Raw genomic sequence first — 21915 nt, 5'->3', positions numbered from 1 at the left:
CCCTGCTGTGATGCAGGGCGTTTTTTTGTTTGCTGGATCGAAGCCGATTCGCTTACTTGACGGGAACCGCGATCATATCCATCAGCAGAATCCGATTGGGAATGCCCACACTTTTGACGGTCGCCTTGGAGGCTGCCGGGGGCCGTTTGGGATTATAATATTCCTGGCGAATCTTACCGAAGTCGCCACTGATTTCATTGTCGGAAACATAGTAGGTCGCTTTGGCGAGGTGCTCCATATCGCTGCCTGCTTCCGTCACAATCGCTTTCAGCTGATCAAAGGCGCTGTGAATCCGCGTACTGTAATTACCCGGCTCTTTGGAAGTGATACCCGAAACATAGATCCGGTCGCTCACTTCGGCAATCGCGACGCGACTGTAGACGGGGGACGCTTTCATTCCGGTCGGCGTCTTGTAGACGATGGTCTCTGCAGGACGGGAGGCTGGTGCCGGCTCAGGCAACGCGACGATCATTTCGATCTCGACCGGCAGGGTGGAAAACCATTCCACCAGCGTGACCGGCGGGCGGCGTTTCTCGGGGAAGAAACTGTCAATCACCTCCGCGGAACTCTCTCCCTGTTTCATCGGGGTGAGAAACGCTTTGAGGTGCACGATGTTTTCGGGAGAGCCACCCAGGAACTTCAGTGTCTGGTGAAGTTCTTCCATGGTCTTTTTTGTCGCTTCTTCCAGTGTGTCCGCTTTGACGGCCTGACCGGAAATGTAGGCGGTCCGTCCTGCGGGTAACAGGGCGACACGGAACCCGGAGACATTGTCGTTGTAGATCTCAGTCTTCGCGATCTTTTTCTCTGAGTCGAGTGCCGCCACCACATCCATGGCCACCAGGGCCTTGGGATCTGCGAGTTTGGTCACCACGAAAGTACAGGCGGGCTGAACTTTGAATTTCAGTTCTTTGACCAGTCGCTGTTTGACCTCGGAGACCAGTTCTTCCCGGGCCACGTAAACGTTGAGTTTCACAATGCGATACAGGGTGGCATCGACTTTGCCCAGCAGGTAATCCAGATTCTGCAGGACCATCGCAGTCTGATCTCCCGCATTTCCTGCCACGACCTGTCCCCCATTGAAATTGATCGGCAGGATCTGAGAAGTATGTGCGAGCACACTGTTTTTGACGACAGCACACTGCGAAGTTCCTGTCTCGGCGGACGGATTCAGGTAGGCCACCTCGGCCGCAGCCGATCCGGTCAGAGCCAGCAGTGCAACGGCTGTCAGTAGATTCGTCATGGATTTCATGAGTGAGTTCACCATTAAAAAGAATCGAACGTAAAAACTCCCCGGTCACATTGCCCGGGGAAGTGTCGGGTTATTTCAAACGCCAGAATTCATCAAAGAAGTTGGCATCAACTACTTTTCCGGGATACTGACTGCCAGCCGGAGTGCGTAAATCGATGATTGCCCAGTCGGGCAGCATCGGTACCTGGCGGGCATTATTCAGATAGGCATACTCGCGATAAGTAAACCCGCTGTTGAGGACCACGTATTTCTCCGGATTCAGTGGATTGGGGAAGATCAATACGGGAGCGTGGTGGTCGGCAGCATACTGTTTATTGCCTACAACGATCATCTCCTGGTTCCACTGGATCGGCAGCTTGTCGATGATTTTCTTCAGGATCTGATTGCTCTGCGGGTCGCCCCAGAGCACCAGATTGCTCGCAGCAATTTCCTTGTCGGTGATCTGTGAGTCCTGCATCACACGGGCATCACCGCGGAACTGCTGACGCCAGTGCACGATCGCATGTTTCATTTCTGACTGGACCCACTTCTCAACCGTTGGTGAGGCAGATTTTCCGGACGGAGAGACAAAGATGAACGAATCCATAAAGGCATCGTCGATCGGACCCTGCAGATTGTGCTTTTTAACCAGCTGTCCCGGTTCGTAAACTGCGGGGCCGAGTTCCCAGGTAGAGTTCTCTCTGTGAAAGGAGACTTCCCAGGAACGGTCGGAGAGTGGACGGGGAACATTGATTTTCAATCCGTCGATTTTCACAGTGACAGGCTGGGTCATGTCGAGTGGACATTCACCGGCTGACATTTTCAGCGTGAGAGCAGATACGTTTTTTGTATTAACTTCGACCCGGTTATCGGAGAGCAGGCGGGCATCGATGCGTCCCAGATCCCATTCTTCGTCCATCGCATCCAGAATTACCCAGTTCATGCGGTTGTACTTCAGGGTGTAAGCCACCAGGTGAATGGTTTCGGGAATCCGCTGTCGTCCTACCCGGGCCAGGGAATCCATTTTCTCTTCGATGATCACCTTGGAGTCGGGGTGAATCCGGTGAGCCGTATCCGGGCCGATGATGTGGACCATGTCGATGCCTACTTTGGCGAGTGCTTCTTCCATCACATCGGCTGCCTGCTTCTGTTTGTCGATTTCACCACTGTAGGCGACCGTCGGACATTGAAACAGGTTCAAGGCATACCCGGGGCAGTCGTAGAGCTGCCAGAGTTTCTTCTCGTACCAGGTCGGCTTCAGCTCTTCGTTCTGGAACACATCCAGGAAGAGCGGGGTTTCGGAGAAGCCTGCTCCTGGATTCGCGGCAAACCAGCGGTCAGCATAATGGACGGCAAACTGCCAGCAGGCAGCGCCTCCCATCGAGAATCCACGGACAGCGACGCGATCATCGTCGATGCGGTAATTCTGTTTTGTTGATTCCAGTGCTTCCAGTACATCAACTTCGCCGGCGAATTTAAAAGCATTCGAGTAGCGGCCGTAGGGGTGCAGAACGATCGTGTCGGTCGGAGTATATTGGCCGCGAGAACGCTGTGCCTGGTTAATGAAGTTGACTTCACTCAGACGCTCGCCCCGTCCGTGGAACCAGAGGTCACAGCGGTACTGGCTCTTACCAGAGAAAGTGTAGCTTTCGGGAATGACCAGGCCGTAAGGTTGAACCGTCTGATCGATTTTTGAGATATAGCCGCGAACGACCAGACCGGTCTGTTTGGTCCAGGGGGCTTTCCCTTTCAGCAGCTGGTCGGCTCGCTCCTGTCCCTGTTCGAGCAGCTTCGAGCCCACTCCGATTTCCCGTTCATGGAAAAACTCCTGGTATTCCAGGGCACAGCGAACGGCCCGATGGTAGATTTCGACATCGGGGATCAGGGAACGAATGCGGGCATCCTTGGTCTGTTTAAGCTGATCGATTGACGACTTGAGTTTCGCCAGCCCCTCTTCCAGTTGAGCACGCTGTTTCTCAGGAACTTCGACACCCAGCGCGGGGATGCGGCGGACCTGGTCGGGCAGATTATCCTTCGGGCCATCCGCGTACAGCAGGCTGGAAGACCAGCAGGCCGCCAGGATGAGTGGGATTGTAATTTTGACAAGATATTTTTGTGGTAATTTCATAGGAGGAATCTCGCAGGAACCAGGAATGATGTAACTTCTTAAACAGTGGTCACTAAGCTTGGTATCCATATCATGTCTGAATCCGCCTCGTTTGAAAACTCCTGCAGTCCAGATTATCCCTGATCGGATAAAGAGGCGAAATCGCTCACAATTGGCATAGACCCTCTAAAAACTGTCTGTTAGAACACCGGCCAGAGCCTGCTCCGGCTGGAAGAATTTAGTTTTCCAGGAAGCTGAGTTCACTCAACAAAATTGAAACGGAGTTCAGAAATGATAAACAGAATGATTGTTGTGCTACTGTGCCTGGGGGGAATGACTCAGCTGTGCCTGGCCGACGGTTTTGTTCCGGGGAAAAAGTACAATATCCGGAATACCTATACTCCCCGTCCGGTGAAAACAAAGTCCCTGAAAGAACTGCCTTTTGAAGTAGAAGCCGCGCAACTCAGAGTCCTGATGGAAGAGGACGGTCGGTGTCTCATCAGTCTCAAAGGCAATGCTCGGCTGCTCTGTGGTCAGACTCGGTATGCTGCAGATCAGATCGAGGTTTCTTATGGAAGTCCGGATGATCTCTGGATCCAGATGCAGGGGCATGTAGAGATTGAAAATGCACAGGACCAGTTGCGAATGACCGCTCAACGAGCGATCCTGGAGAAAGGACGACGCTTTCTCAGGCTGCAGTCCCGTCAGGGAGAAGAAGTAACACTTTCGACGACCCAGGGGACACAAACTACTCAGATTCGTGCGGGTTACATCGATCTGTTATATAAAAACCTGGATACCCTGCTGATTCATCCCACAGATCACGTCACGATGAAAGTGCTGCCAGCAATGCCTGCACAGCGGATCGAGGTTACCGGAGGGCAGTCAAATCCGTTTGATTTCTTCAGTGGGATCGAACTGGCTGCGATCAAATTCTATTCAGAGGAATGGGTAGCCACAGCGAGGAAACCATAGATTCTACAATCTGAAGTTCTGTAAAAATGACAAGTTCTTATAAATGAATCTGAAAGGCAGATCAGAAATGTTGATGAGAATTCTGACCCTGTTGATGTGTCTGAATTTTGCTCAGATGTTGAGTCTGGCAGATGAGGCGACTCTACTAGGACTTCATGGCAATGAGAAGAGTCCAATGGCTGGTGAAAAAACGCTGGTAGTTGGTTGTTTTCGAATGAAAGCTGAGGATCTGGATTTTCATGTCACTCCAGAAGGACATTACCATATCAAGCTAAAAGGAAAGACGCAGCTGGTGTGTGGCCAGACACGGCTTTCTGCAGACCAGATAAATGCAACCTTTAAATACCGAGATCGAGGAGAGATTGAAATAGCGGGTAACGTTGAAATCGAAAATATTCCTGATCAACTGCGGATGTTTGCCAGGGAAGCACGCATGTTCTGGAGCAAGCATCGCCGAACACTGATACTTAACAATCGGGACCACGAACTTGTAAGGTTGATTCGAATGTCTGATAAAAAGACAACATTGGTTGAGGCATCGAAGATACATATTGGTTACCTGAAACCTCATCAATTGCGTATTTTGGCCGTTGAAAATTCCAAAATTGAAGAGCGTCCGGGCCGTTCTACAGACAAGGTGAAATTCGAAGCTACCGAGGAGAGTGGTTTCGATTTTTTTGATAAGATCTCCATCACAGAATTCAGTACTCATCATGGAAAAAAGACGAGCCGCGGTAGCCAGAAGATTTCGAAAACTGAATTCCTGCAACTGCTTAAGTAGGTTTCCCGCGGTTTGAGCACGATTCTGGCTGCGCGCGACAGGGCGAAAAATCCCTCTTGACCTGTTTTTCACAATGCCATAAGCTCCCGATCCACATTAATCTCTCTCAAAATCAAATCTCAATTTCTCTTCAGGTTTTCTACTTTGTCGATTCCGGCACTGTCTGATTCCTCAGGTCCATTTCAGTAATTTTACTGATGCAGGGACAGGTTCTCGCGAACGGTCCGTCTGCCTGTTGATCAACGTCCGTCCGGCATCGGTTGAGGTGGGGAACACACATTCTGAAAAGACTGTATTCTCACAAACGGGGTCGTGCTGTGAAGAACTTTGTCAATCCGTTCATCGTGCTGATCACACTGGCGTTTTCGTTCGCCGGATGCCAGGAACTCGATTTGAAGCCACAAAGCTGGCTGAAAAATGTCAACATGCGGTCGCAAAGCCCGGATGAGGAGGAGGAAGACTTCTCCGAGTTGGAAAAATTCGAGACCAAGGTCGAAACGCCCTTTGTGGGAGATTACACACAGATTACCGGGAAGAACCTGATCGCCCTGCAGGGGGTCGGCCTGGTGACCGGCCTCAAAGGGACCGGCGGCAATCCACCTCCGTCCGTGCACCGCGAAGCACTGCTGCGTGAGATGCGCCGCCGGAATGTTAAAAACCCGAACATGATTTTACGCAGCCCGTCTACCGCGCTGGTTATCGTGAAAGCCTATCTGCCCCCGCTGATTCGCAAAGGGGAGAGCTTCGACGTGGAAGTCTACCTGCCCGGTAACAGCGAAGCGACCAGCCTGGAAGGAGGCTGGTTGATGGAAGCATACCTGGCTGAACAGGCAATGATTCAGGGACGCGGTTTGCTCAAAGGTCATATCCTGGCGAAAGCCAAAGGTCCAATTCTGATTCCGCCGATGGGCGAGGACGTCGAAGTTGCCAACGGAATGCTCCGCCGTGGTCGTATTCTGGCCGGTGGGGTCTCCACCGCGGAAGACCGGGATCTGGCACTGTACCTGCGAAACGATTTCAAGAGTATTCGTAACGCGCAGCGTATCGCCAACAAGATCGGCACACGGTTCCACCATTTTGATCAATACGGAATCGAAGAGCCTCTGGCCGAAGCCAAGACCGATAAGAAAGTAGTGCTGAAACTCAAGCCACGCTACAAACACAACGATTCACGTTATCTGCAGGTCGTACGGTATATCGCCTTCCGGGAAACCGATGTGGCGCAACGCGTACGCATGCAGAAGCTGAGTGAAGAAATTATGATCCCCGAGAAAGCGGAACGGGCTTCCATTCAACTGGAGGCCATTGGTAAGAAATCGATTCCGATTCTCAAGATGGCGTTGAAGAGCCCATTGCTCGAAGTCCGATTCCACGCTGCGGTCGCGCTGGCTTACCTGGGAGAAGGAGCGGGTCTGAAGCATCTGGCTGAAGCTGCCCGCGAGGAACCTGCGTTCCGCGTCTATGCCCTGGCTGCGATGTCGGCAATTGACGAGCCGGAGGCTCACCTCTACCTGCGGGATCTGATGTGCATGACCAGTGCCGAAACCCGTTACGGGGCTTTCCGGGCACTCTGGACTCTGGATAAAAATGATCCCTTCATTCGTGGTGAAGACATGAATGGTCAGTTCCTGCTGCACGTGCTGCAGACGGAACTGGAGCAGGGAACCAGTCACGATCCCGACCAGAAAGAGGGCAGCAATGCCCGTAATGGCGGGCCGATGATTCATATTACGCACCGGAAACATCCGGAAGTAGTGCTGTTTGGTTCTGAGCAGGAGTTCCGGGTTCCCATGGCAGTGCGGGCCGGCGAAGTGCTGGTGACCGGCGCTGCTGGCAGTGAGGAAGTGATTGTCAGTAAATACGAAGTCGGCGAACCCGACCAGCGAAAGAAGGTCTCACGGAACATTGCCGTTGTGATTCGCACCGCTGTGGAGATGGGAGCCAGCTATCCCGATATCGCCGCCATGATCCTGCAGGCACACCGCCAGGGGAACATTGACGGACAGGTTGAAATCGATGCACTGCCGGAAGGGGGCCGGATGTACTTCCGACCCGAACCGGAAGATTCGTTGATGGCTCTGAAATCGGGCGAGATGAAATCTACAAAGCCGAAACGTCGTAAAGGTTCACGCGTCGGCAACGAAAATATGGTCCCCAATATCTTCCACGATGGAGCTCCTCAGTCGAAACGTTCCAAAAAATCGGAATATGAAGAGGAAATGCGGGAACGGGCAGAGGCCGAAGGTGATTCAGACAACAAAGGTGAAGCCAGTCTGTCTGATACACGGAAGCCGAAATCCAGTCCTACGGATGAGGAAGGTAAATTCGTGAAGCGAGGTGCCTTCGATAGCTGGTTACGTTACTTCAAAAAATAATCCGGCAAGGACGGTCAGGCACCTTGATTGTAATCACCGTGCCTGACTCCCTGCTCATTAAGACGTCTGTTGTTTAATTTCCCGTTTAAGGTTTAGTGATGCTGAAATCATTGGAACTGTTCGGCTTTAAGAGTTTTGCCGATCGGACCATTTTTGAATTTTCGGAAGGCATTACTTGCGTTGTCGGGCCCAACGGAAGTGGTAAGAGTAACGTTGTCGACGGAATCAAGTGGGTTTTGGGCGACCAGAGTCCCAAGAGCCTCCGCGGCAAAGATATGACCGATGTGATCTTCAACGGATCCAAAGGTCGTAAAGCAAACGCCTATGCTGAAGCAACGTTGACGTTCAAGAATACCGAACGGTTTCTGGATATCGACGCCGAAGAAGTCCACATCGGACGCCGTCTCTGGAAGAACGGCGATTCGGAATATCTGCTCAACCGGAATCCGGTACGCCTGAAAGACATCCGTGACCTGTTCATGGGGACCGGAGCAGCCACCTCGGCCTACAGTATTATTGAACAGGGACGCGTCGATCAGATTCTGCAGGCTAACGCGGCTACCCGGCGCGTCGTCTTTGAAGAGGCAGCGGGTATCAGCCGCTATAAAGCCCGCAAGGTGGACGCCGAAAGGAAACTGGAACGGGTCGGACAGAATATCCTCCGCCTGACGGACATCGTCGACGAGGTGGAAGCCCAGCTCAACTCAACGCGGAGCCAGGCTTCCAAGGCGGCAAAATATCGTGAGGCATCAACAGAGCTGCGCAAACTCTGGATGGGGATGGCTGCTGATGACTGGCGACATCTGACCGCACAACTCTCAACCTTGCATAACCAGATCGGTCAGTATCAGAAGCGGATCGATGAACTGAATGCGGGTTACCAGGAATACGAAGATAAACTGGGCGCCATCGACGCTGAAGTATCCGAATTCGAGGATCAGCTCCGCACCGTGGAAAAGCAACTGGCTTCTCACCGTGAAGGGATCGCTGGCAACCAGACTGCCATCGAACATCAGCTCGAGCGGAAAACGGAATTCGAAACCGAAATCACCCGGCTGCGTAAGCAGCGGATTCTGATGGCCAAGCGTACGACGGAAATCCAGCGGGATCTGGAAGCGGTCACACAGGAGAAAGAAAATTCCGAAGCCGGCTTTGAACTGCAGCGGGCAAAACTGCAGGAAGCCCAGGAACGTATTACCGTAGTCACTGCGGAACTGGATGCGATCAGCGAAGAAATCCAGCAGAAACGGCAGCAGATGCACGAGTTCAACAAGCAGTCGCTGGCTCTGGATAATCGTCTGTTTTCCATGCAGACTCAGCAGGAAACTGTCAGCAACTCGATGACCAAGGCGAATGAAAAACGCCTGCAGCTGGAAGCACGCGTCGAAGAGGCCGAGGCGGTGGTCGAAGAGTGTACTGCGCGCTTCCGCACCGCGGGTGATAAAGTCGCCGAGTTCGCACAGGCACTCTCTGCCGTCGATGAAAAACAACAGGATCTGCTCAGTCAGCAGGATCAGCGCACGCAACAGCTGTCCGAATTGCGGGAACGTCGCTCTGCGTACCAGGCTCGCAAAAGCGTACTGGAAGATCTGGAGCGTCGGCAGGAAGGCTTGAGCATCGGCGTGAAAGACATTCTGAACCGCGCCCAGACCTCAAACTATCCTCCCTGGAATACCATCCTGGGGAGCGTGGCGGATCTGCTGGATGTCGATCTGGAACAGGCGGCTCTACTCGAAGTCGCTCTGGGCAGTCGGTCACAACTGCTGGTAATCAGTGAGTTTGATCCGCTCTATCAGTTTTTGAAAGAGGGCAAGTATTCCATTTCCGGTCGCGTTGGTTTTATCACGCATCCCTCTGCGAATGCAGCCGAACCGAATGCTGGGAGTGGGTTCACACTGTCGGCAGATTCCCTGGTTCCAGAGAGTTTTGCTGTACCGACGGCAGAGTCGGAAACAACGACGGATTCCCCGGAAGGTGTACTGGATCTGAGCAGCGAGCGGGGAGTGATTTATCGTGCCGATCAACTGGTGAAAGACACGCCCCAGAACCGTCAGCTTGCCGAACTGTTATTGACCGATACCTGGATCGTGGATTCCCTGGAGACGGCTGTTCGCCTCTCCCGCGAGGAAGGGAAGCAGTGTCGATTCGTCACTCTGCAGGGCGAACTGGTCGAGGATAACCTGTCGATTTTCGTTGGGGCGATCGGTGGAGAATCAGCGATCTTCACTCGCCGTAGTGAACTGCGAAAACTCAAGAATGATCTGATTCGCATCGACCGCACACTGAATGATAACGAAGTCGCGTTGGAGAAGCTCGACGAGCTGTTGTCTACGGTGGACGGGGAACGCAGTACCTGCCAGGAGCAGATGCAGGAAGCGTCCGAAGCTCTGGCCACGGAAAAAGCAGCCAAGGTTTCGGCAGAACACAAACGGGAGCAGTTGAACGAAGAACTGGCAACGGTTCTCAGTGACCTGCACGATCTGGAAGCACATTCCGCGAAACTGACTGCGGAAGCGGAAGCGGTGCTGGTCGAGAAGCAGGAGCTGGAATCAGAACTGGATCGCCTGAACGCACTGATTCAGGAAGGTGAACAGCAGCTGCTCGATAAGCAATGCGAAGTCCAGGAACTGAAAGAACAGCAGAATGCACGCAAGCTGGAGCTGGCGACGCATGAGGAACGTCTGGCCGGTCTGGAACAGCGTTTCAGTCGTCTCAACAGTGAATCGGAACAGCGTCATCAGCAGCAGGAAGAATCGAATCGGCGGTACGAATCTTCTCTGGAGAAGAATTCCCAGATCAATCTGCACATTCTGAATACGCGTGCCTTGCTGGATGAACAGCTGCTGGTTCAGGAAAACTTCCTGGAGCAGGCACGCAGCCTGACTCTGTTGCGGGATGATAAACGCCAGTACAAGAAACAGTTGAGTTCCGAAGAGGCAGCGATTCGCAAGGAACGTCGTGAGCTGAGCGATAAGAAGCACGAAGAGGAATTCAAGACGCGCGACATCGAGCATGAAATCAAGACGCTGGCCGAGCGAATTGAGGAAGAGTATCAGCTCACTTTGGAAGAGATCGTCTCCTCGGGTGAATCGATTCTCAAACAGCACCTGGAAGAGATCGCGGAAGCGGAACGGGAACAGGCTGCTGAGGAAGAAACCCAAGTCGCTCAGATAGAGGAAACAGATCCGGAAGCAGATAACGCGATCGAGCAGGATGCACTCAGTGAAGACTTCGAAGCAGCGACCCCGGAAGAGCCGGTTGAGATCGAGCTGGTCAACGAAGATGATGCGCTGACTGAACCGGGTTTCAATGCGGAGCTGTACCTCGAAATTCGTCCCGAGATTGAAGCCCAGGTAAACCGACTGAGGCGGAAAATCAAGATGATGGGCAGCATCAACTCGGACAGTCTGAAAGACCTGGACGAACTGGAATGCCGCTTTGAGTATATGAAGTCACAGCTGGATGACCTCAACGAAGCCAAATCGTCACTGGAAGAAATCATCCGCCGGATCAATGTCGAAAGTAAGCGGCTGTTCTTTGATACGTTCGAAGTGGTACGGGGGCATTTCCAGGAAATCTTTCGTAAACTGTTCGGCGGTGGTGAAGCCGATATCATTCTGGAAGATCCGGATGATGTGCTCGAATGTGGAATCGAAATCGTCGCCCGGCCTCCCGGAAAAGAATTGCGCGGTCTGACGCTGCTCAGCGGTGGTGAAAAGACCCTGACCGCGGTGGCGCTGTTGATGTCGATCTTCCGCAGCCGGCCCAGCCCGTTCTGTATTCTGGACGAGGTTGATGCCGCGCTCGATGAAGCAAACGTGGAACGTTACGCCGGCCTGATCGATGACTTCAAGGAAACGACCCAGTTCATTATGATCACGCATAATAAACGATCGATGACTGTTGGTAACGTATTGTATGGCGTTACAATGGAACAGTCTGGGGTTTCCAAGCGGATGTCCGTCCGGTTTGATGACATCAGCGAAGATGGTCACTTCAAGCAGTCCAGCTCCGGCGGTGACGGGGCCTCCGAAGCTGCTTAAACAGTGGCTGCGTATCCGGTTCCAGTTGAGGGGACCGACCGCATTTCTTTGACACAGCCGAGGTAGCGATGTCTGAACTGACCCATTTTGATGACGAGGGCGCCAGCCGCATGGTTGATGTGGGGGGCAAGGATGTGACCGCGCGGATCGCGGTGGCAGAGTCCTTCGTCACAATGGAGCCAGCCACACAAAGGCTGATTCTGGATCGCCAGGTCTCTAAGGGAGACGTGCTTGAGATTGCCCGCATCGCCGGGATCATGGCGACGAAAAAGACGGCAGACCTGATTCCCCTGTGTCATCCGTTGAGTATCAGCAGCGTGCGTCTGGATTATGAAGTTCAGAACGAGACTACTATCCGGATCATCGCCACCGTCAAGATTGATGGGAAAACAGGTGTGGAAATGGAAGCCCTGACAGCCGTGAGCGTTGCAGCACTCACCATTTACGACATGTGTAAAGCCGTTGACCGGGGAATGAGTCTGGGACCGACTCGCCTGGTGGAAAAGTCGGGTGGCAAAAGCGGACATTTTATCCGCGAAGATGCCTGAGCATCATGCGGTAAGAGGCAGTATAGTTCACGCTGAGCTGGTCTGACCCTGCTGACTTACCCCAGCAGACGGGAAAGTCTGATTTCATCCCCGAAATCCAACAGAGGCCCCTGTTTGCATTCCTATCTGCCGGTAGAATGCTTACAATGGTCGCGGAATATGATCCGCGGAAGCGATTCATATGTTCCGTATTTGATGAATAACTGACCGCCAGACGAAAACTGGAAATCGATTCGATATTGTGGTGAGGCTGTAATGGGGGAGCATCTTACGACACATGACCTGCTGGCACGTGTCGAAGAGTTAATTGGCGGTGAACTGGCACAGGCAGAGCAAGTCTTTTTGAGCGAAGTCAGCTCGAAGCATCCTTACGTGCACGACGTTTTGCAGCATATCACCCGCTTTCAGGGAAAACGGCTCCGTCCGATCCTGCTGCTGCTCTCCGCTGCCGCGACGGGTGGCATTAAAGAGAGCCACTATGTGCTGGCCTCAGTGGTCGAGATGATTCATCTGGCGACGCTGGTGCATGACGATGTTCTGGACGACGCCCTGATCCGCAGACATGTCGCGACCGTCAATTCCCGCTGGAATAACGAAACCAGCGTACTGGTCGGCGATTTCCTTTTCACCCATGCGTTCCATCTGAGTGCCAGCCTGGGCGATGCCCGCGCCTGTCGACTGATTGGGCGGGCGACCAATCTGGTCTGCGAAGGCGAACTGGCCCAGATCTACGAACGGGGTAACGTGGCCTTGTCGGAAGAACAATATCTGCAGATCATCAACGGGAAAACTGCGGAACTCTGTGCCATCAGTACCGAGCTCGGAGCCCTGTATGCGGGAGCCGACGAGACCGTGGTGACTGCCCTGGAAGATTATGGTCGCGCCCTGGGAGTCGCCTTCCAGATTACCGATGACCTGCTCGACCTGCTCGGTGACGAAGAGCAGATGGGCAAATCATTGGGTTCAGACCTGCAGAAAGAAAAGCTGACACTCCCCCTGATCCGCCTGCTGGACCAGAGCAGTCCTGCCGATCAGGCGACGATTCAGGAAATCCTCTCACAACCCGACCCGCAGACCAAAGCGCGGCTGGCACAGTTCATCAAGAACAGCGACGCCATCGAATATGCTGCCAACCGGGCACGGGATTTTGCCCGCCAGGCGCGGGAATCGCTCAAGGTATGTGCCGCTTCACCCACACGACAGATTCTTGAGGAACTGACCGAATTTGCCATCCAGAGATCGATCTAATATCATAAAAACATAACCGGTCGAGGGGAGAAGGGCGTCTCTGACTGACTGCAGTCGTATATCGGATAAAAAGGCCAGAGAGCATTGTTCAACAATCCTATTTTCATTCGGGAAGCACTGACGTCACCCCGACAGATCCGGCATTACCTGATTCGTTCCGGCTATGTGGCTGCAGTGTTCATTCTGATTTTCACCGCCGGCCAGACGATCCTGGGAACGCAGCAGATTCAGACCACCACCATTGGTGAATTTGCCCGGCTGGGAAATCTCATCTTTCAGATGATCTCGTTTCTGCAGTTGCTGCTGGTGATGTTTTTTACACTCCTGTTTTCTGCGGGAAGCATTGCGCAGGAAAAAGACCGCGGCACCCTGATTCTGCTGCTGATGACCGAACTCAAGGACCGGGAGCTGGTCAGTGGGAAAACCCAGTCCAGTCTGCTGATTGTGTACGTCTTGCTGGCGGCGTCAGTCCCCGTGTGTATATTCCTGCATCTGCTGGGAGGCGTTGAACTGGCCCAGATTCTCTGGATGGAACTGATCTGCCTGATCACCGTGTATGCCACGGGAAGCTGGGCCGCCCTGGTGGCGTTCTGGCGGGAGAAAACGTTCCAGACGCTGGCTATCAGTGTATTGGGGATGGTGGTCTTTCTGGGAGTTGTGGAACTACTGGTCGGTCTGGTCGGACCTGCATCAGCAATTCGCCCCTGGATCGCCGGCCTGGATCCTTTCCGGGCCTTGTATGAAATTCTGAATCCGCTCTCGCTGAATACCGGTCTTTCTCCGATCTCCGTGAGTGCCTGGCCTTCACTGATCAGCCTGGCTGTACTGGGAATCGCCTTGCGGGTGTTTACCGTTTTCCGGCTGCGTGTCTGGAATCCGTCCCGGTCGGTTTACAAAGCGACCCCCAAAGCAGAAAAAGAAGGGGAAGCCCAGGCTGTACAGCAGCCAGTTATCGTTAAGGAAAAGTCACGAGCCATCTGGTCAAACCCGGTCATCTGGCGTGAGATCATGACGAAGGCCTACGGTCGCAAAGTGTTTGTGATCAAGCTGGCTTACTTTCTGCTGGCCGGTTTCCTGCTCTGGTCGGCGACCAGTTCCGAAGCGGCCGCGGAAGGAATGCTGTACCTCGGAGTGATTCCGCCCCAGGGGCTCGCGTTTGCCGGGATTGCCTGGTTGAGCCTCGTCCTGGCGAATACGCAGGCGGTGACGTCGATCACCTCGGAAAAGGACAGTAAAACACTTGAACTGCTGCTGGTGACCGATATTTCCGCGAAGGAATTCGTGCTCGGCAAGCTGGGCGGTATTTTCTATAACAGCAAAGAACTGATCCTGGTGCCTGTACTGATTCTGTGCTACCTCGTGGCACAGGGGGCATTTTCGGTCGAAGGTTTTCTGTGTGCCCTGATCGGCTTCCTGGCGTTGATGATCTTCTCGATCGTGCTCGGCCTGCACATGGGATTGACCTATGACAACAGCCGTTCGGCTATCGGCGGTAGTCTGGGAACGATGTTCTTCCTGTTTATCGGGATCGGGATTTTCATGATCCTGCTGGTGCAGGCCCGCTCCTCGTTTGCCCTGCAGCTGCAGAGCTTTCTGGTGTTTATCGTCGTGGGAAGTGCCGCCCTGCATTCGGCTCTGACACATCGGAACCCGTCGCGGGCTCTGGCGATTTCCGCCTGGCTGCTTCCGTTCCTGACCTTTTATGCTATTACTTCGTTTTTACTGGGAGGCACACTGGGTGTGCTGGTGACGATTCTGTTTGCCTACGGTCTGCCCGTGCTTTCCATGTATATTCCCGCAGTATCTGAGTTCGATGTTGCCCTGGGAAAAACTACTTACGATAAAGGATAGAGCGGCCGTCCCGTTTCACGATGATCGCATTAATTGATACGATTGCAATCTGGTTTCCCGGAGCCCTGGCTCTGCTGGCTCTGATCTGTGCCTCCGGATTCTTTTCCGGTAGTGAGACTGCCATCTTCTATCTCTCTCGTGCTGAGCTCCGCCAGTTCAGCAAGGGAAAGTCCAGCGAACAGATTGTTGCTGCTCTGGCCGCCGATGCGGATCGCCTGTTGACGGCGGTTCTGTTCTGGAACCTGCTGATCAACCTGTCCTACTTCGCGGTCTCCGGTGTGATAGCCAAGGAATTAGCAGACGAGGGACAGACTGCTGCGGCCGGATTTTTCACGGTGGGCAGTCTGCTGGCGATCATCCTGTTTGGGGAAGTGCTTCCCAAAAGTCTTTCGATTGTATTCCGCAAGAAAATTGCAATCCTGGTCAGCTGGCCGCTGGCATTTTCGATCCGCGTGCTGGACCCGGTAATCCCGCTGTTACAGAAAATCAGTCGTCTGATGCGGCGGACTTTCTGGCCGCATATCCAGAAAGAGTCGTACCTGCATTCCGAAGACCTGGAACGTGCCGTCGATGCTTCAGGGGCGAGTGAAGAAGTGATTCGCCACGAGCGGCAGATCCTGCATAACATTCTGGACCTTTCGGAAATCCTCGTTGAAGAGGCGATGCGTCCCCGGGGGACTTATCTCACGTTCAACATGCCTCTGCAGCTGGAAGACCTGACCCGGATTACCCCCAATACCGATTATATTATCCTCCGCAAACAGGGAGTGGATTCGGAAGAGATCGATCGCATTATTTCCTTAGCCGAGCTGTCTTCGTTTTCTACTTCCTCGCTGAATAAGAAATCGAAGCGGGTCATTCATGTGCCCTGGTGTTCGAACCTGGCAGACGTTTACACCCGGTTTCAGGCAGAAGAGTGTAACTTCGCTTCGGTCGTCGACGAATACGGGGAAACGATTGGCATCGTCGCCTTTGATGATATCATCGATACGATTTTGTCTCCGGAGCCGAGTCGGGCCAGGCGCATTTTACGCCGCGATCCGGTGCGTGAAGTTGAACCGGGCGTGTACCACGTCGAGGGAATCACAACCCTGCGTTACCTCTGTCGCAAGCTGCAGCAGGAATATGAAATTGCCGATGACGGTCTGCTGACCGTTGCCGGCATGTTCCACGAAAAACTGGAACGCATTCCTGAAGTAGGCGATGTCTGCGACTGGCAGGGTTATCAACTGGAAGTGATCGAAGTCCGCAAATTGGGTCACCTGGTGGCGGAACTCAAGCCTCAGCCACCCGGTGAATCTGCAGAGGAAGAGGACTGACAGGCTCGGGAGCCTGTGATTATTTCTTCCACATTCCCGACATCCAGTAGAACGCGATCGCTGGCACGGAAAGGGTGGAGAGCACCCAGGGCCAGGGCCAGGTCTGTGAAAAGACATAGGGTTTCAGAACAAACTGGTCGATCAGAATGGCGGCGATGAAAGCCCACCCACTGAAAATGATGGAGAGCTGTTTCCTCTCTTTCAGTTGCTCGGGTGCGAGTTGACTTGCACCCTTCGCGGGTTTCTTTTTCTCGGGCTTTTTGGCCGGCTTGGCAGCTTTGGCTGACTTTTTGGAAGTGGTCTCTTCGACTGCGACTTCTTCTTCCGCTTCGCTCTCTTCAGCGGCTGCGTAATACTTTTTGATCCCCTCGTTGATCGAGCGGGGCATCGCGAGTACCCAGCGAGAGGGGACCTGGTATCGCATCCGCAGGTCATCTTCGAGTTCGTGGGTGGGTTGATCCGCACAGGCAACCAGCAGCATGTCATCGTCGATGAACAGCGGCAGAATCGTGTTTCGTTTAGCGACGTGCTGGGGGAGTTCGAGAAGAATCTCGTTGTCTGGCTGGGTTTCCTCCAGGTCGATATAAGGCATGCCCTGCGAGCGGGCCATGGCCTGTGTGGCGGTGGCACCGTTGACCAGTCGCATCTGGACGGCGGCATCCCGCATGGTCAAGCCGCGCTGATCTGCAAAATCTTTGAGCTCAGCTGCCTGCTCTTTCGTGATGTGTCCCTGCTCGACAAGAACCTGTTCGACGGACTGTGGACCGGTGAGTTCATCTTCATCAAACTCGCGGCCCAGGCTTTCGTCGTACTCGCGTTTGCGTTCCGGGTCAGTCAGGCAGAGCATGGCCTTAGCCAGCTCGTTGAGCAGTTCCTGCGATTCGTTGGAGTATTTTCCGGAGGCGTATTTTCGAACGTGATTATTCAGCTTTTTGTAGTGAGCTCGAATCTTCTCTTCATCATCTTCGAATTTGACCAGACGCAGTAAATCGTAGTGGTGTGGAGGACGTTCTCCTTCCGGGATTCCCAGCCATTCCTTGTAGACGTCAATTGCCACCTGAGAGAACTCCTTGCTCTGTGTTGAGAAATCACGAATTGAAAAACATCAGCGACACATGTGAGAAAGGGAGCAGCGGGCCGGAGATGACCCGCTGCCCGGATTTTATTCGACCACGTAGTCTTTGGCCAGAACTTCGAAACGGTCAATGCCTTCGGAATCCAGACCGGAATCGCGGACAATTTCCGTTGCCGATTCGTTGTTCCCGGTCAGTTCCCGGGCAGATGCATGAATTCGGCCGTTGGCATCATACCGGTAGGTGACTTCTACCGGAGAACCTTTCGGAAGGTTAGGAGGCAGGTTCAGGATGCGGAAGTCACCGATGGTGGTGCAGGCATCCGGATCACTGGCTTCCCCTTCCAGAATAATCACGTGAATCCGCTGCTGGTTGTCGGAAGTTGTCACGAACTTCTGGCTGACACTGGCAGGGATCTCGGTATTGCGTTTGATCATGATGTGATTGATCTTCCGAGTCCGGTCGTTGGGATCGGTGATCTTTACACCCAGCGAGTGCGAGTTCACGTCTGCCGTGCTGACGTTTCGCAGACGCTTGTTAACTGCCTGGGCCATGCGGCTTTCACCGCCGGTAGCGCGGGCTTCCAGAATGGCCGCATGGATCGCGGCTCCCTGGGCAACGGCTTCTTCCGGGTTCATGCTGCGGGATGGCTCGCGACCACAGACGGTCTTGAGCATCTCTTCGACCACGGGCATCAGGGTTGAACCACCCACCAGTACGACGTCGTCCAGTTCTCCTTTTTCGACGCCTGCCTGCTGCATCACCAGCTCGGTGGTGTCACGGGTACGCTGCAGGAGGTCGGCGGTCATGCGTTCGAAATCGCCTCGGGTCAACGCGACTGTCAGTGTGTTCCCTTTGTGATAAATGGATACCGGGGCCTGGGCTTTCTGACTCAGTTCCCGCTTGGCGTCTTCACACTCCTGCACGCAGGTCCGCATGGTGACGGGATCTTCGCGCGGGTCGCTGCCGAACTTTTTCTTGAACTGTTCCGCGACGTGGTCCACGATTCGCTGACTCCAGTCCAGACCACCAAGCATCACGTCCCCGTCGGTTGCCAGTACGCGGAACTGTGTAGGTGAATAGCGGACGATTGTGACGTCGAATGTACCACCCCCGAGGTCGTAAACCAGAATGGTGCGTTCGCCGTCAGGCATGGCATCGGGATTACCCAGCTCGTTCCGTTTCCAGGCATAGGCCAGGGTGGCTGCTGTTGGTTCGTTGATGATGTCAATCACGTTCAGCCCGGCAATCCGGCCGGCGTCCTGAGTGGCTTTACGACGAACGTCATTGAAGTAATAGGGCACGGTGATGACAGCGTTGGTGATCGCACCGATGTCTTTTTCCGCATCCTGTTTCATTTTCTTCAGGATCAACGCTGACAGGAATTCCGCGGTCAGCTTCTTTTCCTGATAGACGACGTAAAAGTGATCGTCGCCCATATGGCGTTTGACTGCTTCGATGATGCGGGAGGGATCGTCTTCGATCGCCGTCCGTTCGAACGAGGGGCCGACGACGACGCGTCCCTCTTCTCCCAGCAGAACTACCGAAGGTGTAATCGAGCGGCCATCCGTGTTTTTCAGGGAAATGGGATTCCCGTCTTTGTCGAGTTGGGCGATGGCGGAATATGTGGTTCCGAGGTCGATGCCAACAGTCTGGCCTTCAACAAACTTCATAATGCTACCTTAATTTAGATTATCAAGCGGGTTCATCATGGATCAGGACATTGGAGCGGAATCGCAGGAATCAGGTTGCGAAACAGGAAGACTCGCTCCCGATTTCATCTGATTCTGAAATCAAGATTGGTGTATCCAGTTAATCTGTATAACGTTTAACTCACCTATTCTGCCACCGCGGTGATGGGGAATCAAGGACTTGATCGATGTGAAACTAAAATCTGGCAAAGTCTTAACGAAATGGATTTGATCGTTATGGGCAAAAATTCAGTGCCATGGTGAGGGGCGTTTCCTGACTGATTCCTACATTCGCGCTGATCGGGATAACTGGAGGCACGATTTCCATTTCAGCACGCGACTTCGAGATCGTTTCCTGCGCGCGTCCGCAGAATCGGAGAGGGCGTGAGGGTTGGCTCTGGGAGAAGTTCCCTTTACAATCTAAGCCAGATTCAGAACCCGTTCACACCCTCCTGGTTCGTGATAGCGGTCTGGGAACTGCTACGGTTCTGAAGCAGAAACAACTGATATATATGATTTTACGCACATAGAAACCAGTTCCCGCGGTCTCAACAATGAAAACGAGAACAGGATGAACCAGCCGTCCCCTTCCATCACTTCCGAGCAGGCACTCGACTTGGCTCAGAATGCTGTCTCTGAAAAACAGCTTTCCGAATCCGCTTTCGAAAATCTCAAACGCTGGGTTACTGAACCTCAGTACGCCAGCTATCAACCGGCACTGCTCCAGCTGATTGAAGATAAAGCCTTTGAAGATCTCGATACCTTCTTCTGGGAAGTGATCCCGTTTGGAACCGGCGGACGTCGGGGGCTGATGAGTGAGCTGGGTTCGGCGACGATTAACGAGCGGACGATTGCCGAGTCGGCACACGGACTGGCCGCGTATTACAAGAAATTCTCGGGACAGGAAACAGGTAAGGCCGCGATCGCTCATGACTCGCGCATCAATTCCTCGAAATTCGCCCGCATTGCAGCCAGTGTGCTGGCCGCCCATGGTTTGACGGTTTACTTCTTTAAGACATCCCGTTCTACGCCGGAACTCTCTTTTGCGGTTCGTCAGCTGGGCTGTGACGTCGGGGCCATGATTACTGCCTCGCACAATCCCCCCTCGGACAACGGTTTCAAAGCCTACTGGTCCACTGGTGGGCAGGTTCTGCCGCCGCACGACCAGGGAATTATCGACGAAGTCTATCAGGCGACGGAAATTCCTGTCGTCGATTTCGACACCGCGGTTGAACAGGGAACAATCCAACTGATCGACGAGGATGTTGCCGGCGAGTATCGTAAGTGTGTCGCCGAGCACAGCCATTCCAGTGCCCGGGAACTGAAAGGACTTTTCACACCTCTGCACGGTGTGGGAGAAACCTCTGTATTTCAGGTTCTGCAGCACGTTGGCTTCAAAGGCATTGAGCGGTTCGAACCGCAGTGCGAACAGAACGGTAACTTTCCGAATGTACCTGACCAGCTGCCTAACCCGGAACGGGATGAAGTCTATCAGCCGGCCATCGAGCAGGCAGCGCAGACCGGAGCAGAGATCATTCTGGCCAGTGACCCGGATGCGGACCGACTGGGGGTCTGCGTTAAAAATGACGCTGGCGGATTTGTGCATCTGACCGGTAATCAGGTTGGGGCACTGCTCGCCGATTATGTGTTACGCAAACAAAAAGAGAATGGCAGCCTGACCTCCGAGCATTATGTTGTAGAGACAATTGTCACCACGCCGCTGATTGCTGCGATCACACGGAGCGCCGGTGCACGGATCATTAACAATCTGCTGGTCGGCTTCAAATACATTGCCGAGACAATGGATGCGGAAGGGCCGGACAAATTCGTCTTCGGTACGGAAGAATCGCTGGGTTACCTGGCGGGAACGTACTGCCGCGATAAAGACGCCGCCATTGGTGCACTCTGGGCCTGTGAACTGGCGGCAGAATTGAAGAGTGAGGGCAAAACCCTGCTCAATCACCTGGATGAACTCTATGTTGAGCATGGATTCCACTTGGAAGGCCAGGTGTCCAAGACCTGCAAGGGGTCGCAAGGCAACGAGCAGATCAGGCAGCTGATGAAGGCGTTTCGCAGCACGCCCCCACAGAAAATGGGGCAGCTGACGTTCACCCTGGTCCGGGATTACGCGGATCTCGAAATTCGTTCATTACCCGAAAATACCACTGCTGAGACCTTTTCTAAACCCAAAGGAAATGTTCTGATGTTTGAAGCGCGGGCCGAAGGCTCGCCACTGACAGTGCAGCTGGGTGTGCGTCCGTCAGGTACAGAGCCGAAGATCAAGTTCTACTATTTTGCCCAGGCGGAGGTCTCTGAAGCCGGTCAGCTGGCAGAAACCAAAGCGTCCGCACTGGCGACGATTGAAGAATTCAAGCAGTCACTCATGGACTGGATTGATCAGACATTACAAACCAGCTGAACCGAGTCCCCAGAGACAGATCAGATAAAAATGTGGGTGAGTCTGGCATTTCCTTGATTGTGAACTGACGACTGTCATCTATAATATTAAGCAAATTTAAGTATATTTTCTGACAATTTATTGTCATCAACTTCCCTCAGAGATGGTGATCCAGCATCAGTAGTCAGGAGTTCCGGTCGACCTCATGTCCGCCGGTCTCTACTGGACTGCTCCCACCCGGCTAGCTAACAACAACGATTACCATTAGACCAACTTTT

General features: G+C 53.5%; 13 protein-coding genes. 9 read left to right on the top strand and 4 right to left on the bottom strand.

Translation table 11 applies throughout. From position 1 onward, the window contains the following. Nucleotides 1-52 precede the first annotated feature (52 nt). Nucleotides 53-1249 (bottom strand): RidA family protein, encoded by a 1197-nt coding sequence (locus FYZ48_RS15560; protein WP_187782044.1) that lies wholly within the window; start codon nucleotides 1247-1249, stop codon nucleotides 53-55. A 70-nt stretch (nucleotides 1250-1319) separates the two neighbouring features. Then, on the bottom strand, nucleotides 1320-3356 hold the full coding sequence (locus FYZ48_RS15555) for a prolyl oligopeptidase family serine peptidase (RefSeq protein ID WP_187782043.1): 2037 nt from the start codon (nucleotides 3354-3356) through the stop codon (nucleotides 1320-1322). Between the two features lie 282 nt (nucleotides 3357-3638). Here FYZ48_RS15555 and FYZ48_RS15550 point away from each other — a divergent pair, with 282 nt between their 5' ends. From FYZ48_RS15550 to FYZ48_RS15515, 8 genes are all read left to right on the top strand, one after another. After that, a complete protein-coding gene (locus FYZ48_RS15550) occupies nucleotides 3639-4310 on the top strand; it encodes a hypothetical protein (RefSeq protein WP_149341910.1) in 672 nt (223 codons plus the stop codon). 73 nt (nucleotides 4311-4383) lie between these two features. Then, nucleotides 4384-5091 carry a hypothetical protein gene (locus FYZ48_RS15545; protein WP_149341908.1) on the top strand — a complete coding sequence of 236 codons (708 nt, stop codon included), beginning with the start codon at nucleotides 4384-4386 and terminating at the stop codon, nucleotides 5089-5091. 317 nt (nucleotides 5092-5408) lie between these two features. Next, complete coding sequence (locus FYZ48_RS15540) at nucleotides 5409-7466, top strand: flagellar basal body P-ring protein FlgI (RefSeq protein WP_149341906.1); 2058 nt, start codon at nucleotides 5409-5411, stop codon at nucleotides 7464-7466. A 98-nt stretch (nucleotides 7467-7564) separates the two neighbouring features. Further along, the gene (locus tag FYZ48_RS15535; RefSeq protein ID WP_149341904.1) at nucleotides 7565-11509 is read left to right on the top strand and encodes an AAA family ATPase; all 3945 of its coding nucleotides are present in this window, start codon (nucleotides 7565-7567) and stop codon (nucleotides 11507-11509) included. 68 nt (nucleotides 11510-11577) lie between these two features. Next, nucleotides 11578-12057, top strand: coding sequence for a cyclic pyranopterin monophosphate synthase MoaC (moaC, locus tag FYZ48_RS15530; protein ID WP_149341902.1), 480 nt, complete (start codon nucleotides 11578-11580; stop codon nucleotides 12055-12057). A gap of 255 nt (nucleotides 12058-12312) precedes the next feature. After that, complete coding sequence (locus FYZ48_RS15525; protein WP_145180963.1) at nucleotides 12313-13305, top strand: polyprenyl synthetase family protein; 993 nt, start codon at nucleotides 12313-12315, stop codon at nucleotides 13303-13305. Between the two features lie 84 nt (nucleotides 13306-13389). Further along, complete coding sequence (locus FYZ48_RS15520; RefSeq protein ID WP_149341900.1) at nucleotides 13390-15156, top strand: ABC transporter permease subunit; 1767 nt, start codon at nucleotides 13390-13392, stop codon at nucleotides 15154-15156. Nucleotides 15157-15176: 20 nt separating this feature from the next. Beyond that, on the top strand, nucleotides 15177-16475 hold the full coding sequence (locus tag FYZ48_RS15515) for a CNNM domain-containing protein (RefSeq protein ID WP_149341898.1): 1299 nt from the start codon (nucleotides 15177-15179) through the stop codon (nucleotides 16473-16475). 19 nt (nucleotides 16476-16494) lie between these two features. On the opposite strand, the gene FYZ48_RS15510 is transcribed toward FYZ48_RS15515, so the two are convergent. Continuing rightward, nucleotides 16495-17532, bottom strand: a complete 1038-nt coding sequence (locus tag FYZ48_RS15510) for a GspE/PulE/PilB domain-containing protein (protein ID WP_149341896.1) — start codon at nucleotides 17530-17532, stop codon at nucleotides 16495-16497. 105 nt (nucleotides 17533-17637) lie between these two features. Further along, nucleotides 17638-19221 (bottom strand): Hsp70 family protein, encoded by a 1584-nt coding sequence (locus FYZ48_RS15505; protein ID WP_149341894.1) that lies wholly within the window; start codon nucleotides 19219-19221, stop codon nucleotides 17638-17640. A gap of 589 nt (nucleotides 19222-19810) precedes the next feature. On the opposite strand from FYZ48_RS15505, the gene FYZ48_RS15500 reads away from it, so the two are divergent. Continuing rightward, on the top strand, nucleotides 19811-21658 hold the full coding sequence (locus tag FYZ48_RS15500) for a phospho-sugar mutase (protein WP_149341892.1): 1848 nt from the start codon (nucleotides 19811-19813) through the stop codon (nucleotides 21656-21658). Nucleotides 21659-21915 lie beyond the last annotated feature (257 nt).

The organism is Gimesia chilikensis (genome assembly GCF_008329715.1).
Classification (GTDB): domain Bacteria; phylum Planctomycetota; class Planctomycetia; order Planctomycetales; family Planctomycetaceae; genus Gimesia; species Gimesia chilikensis.
Note: the sequence above shows the minus strand (reverse complement) of the source record. Positions and strands in the feature narration are given on the sequence as shown.

Excerpts from the sequence above, each read along its gene's own strand:
- FYZ48_RS15560 (WP_187782044.1), bottom strand. The coding sequence starts at position 1,249 with ATGAAATCCATGACGAATCTACTGACAGCCGTTGCACTGCTGGCTCTG.
- FYZ48_RS15555 (WP_187782043.1), bottom strand. The coding sequence starts at position 3,356 with ATGAAATTACCACAAAAATATCTTGTCAAAATTACAATCCCACTCATC.
- FYZ48_RS15550 (WP_149341910.1), top strand. The coding sequence starts at position 3,639 with ATGATTGTTGTGCTACTGTGCCTGGGGGGAATGACTCAGCTGTGCCTG.
- FYZ48_RS15545 (WP_149341908.1), top strand. The coding sequence starts at position 4,384 with ATGAGAATTCTGACCCTGTTGATGTGTCTGAATTTTGCTCAGATGTTG.
- FYZ48_RS15535 (WP_149341904.1), top strand. The coding sequence starts at position 7,565 with ATGCTGAAATCATTGGAACTGTTCGGCTTTAAGAGTTTTGCCGATCGG.
- moaC (WP_149341902.1), top strand. The coding sequence starts at position 11,578 with ATGTCTGAACTGACCCATTTTGATGACGAGGGCGCCAGCCGCATGGTT.
- FYZ48_RS15525 (WP_145180963.1), top strand. The coding sequence starts at position 12,313 with ATGGGGGAGCATCTTACGACACATGACCTGCTGGCACGTGTCGAAGAG.
- FYZ48_RS15515 (WP_149341898.1), top strand. The coding sequence starts at position 15,177 with ATGATCGCATTAATTGATACGATTGCAATCTGGTTTCCCGGAGCCCTG.
- FYZ48_RS15505 (WP_149341894.1), bottom strand. The coding sequence starts at position 19,221 with ATGAAGTTTGTTGAAGGCCAGACTGTTGGCATCGACCTCGGAACCACA.
- FYZ48_RS15500 (WP_149341892.1), top strand. The coding sequence starts at position 19,811 with ATGAACCAGCCGTCCCCTTCCATCACTTCCGAGCAGGCACTCGACTTG.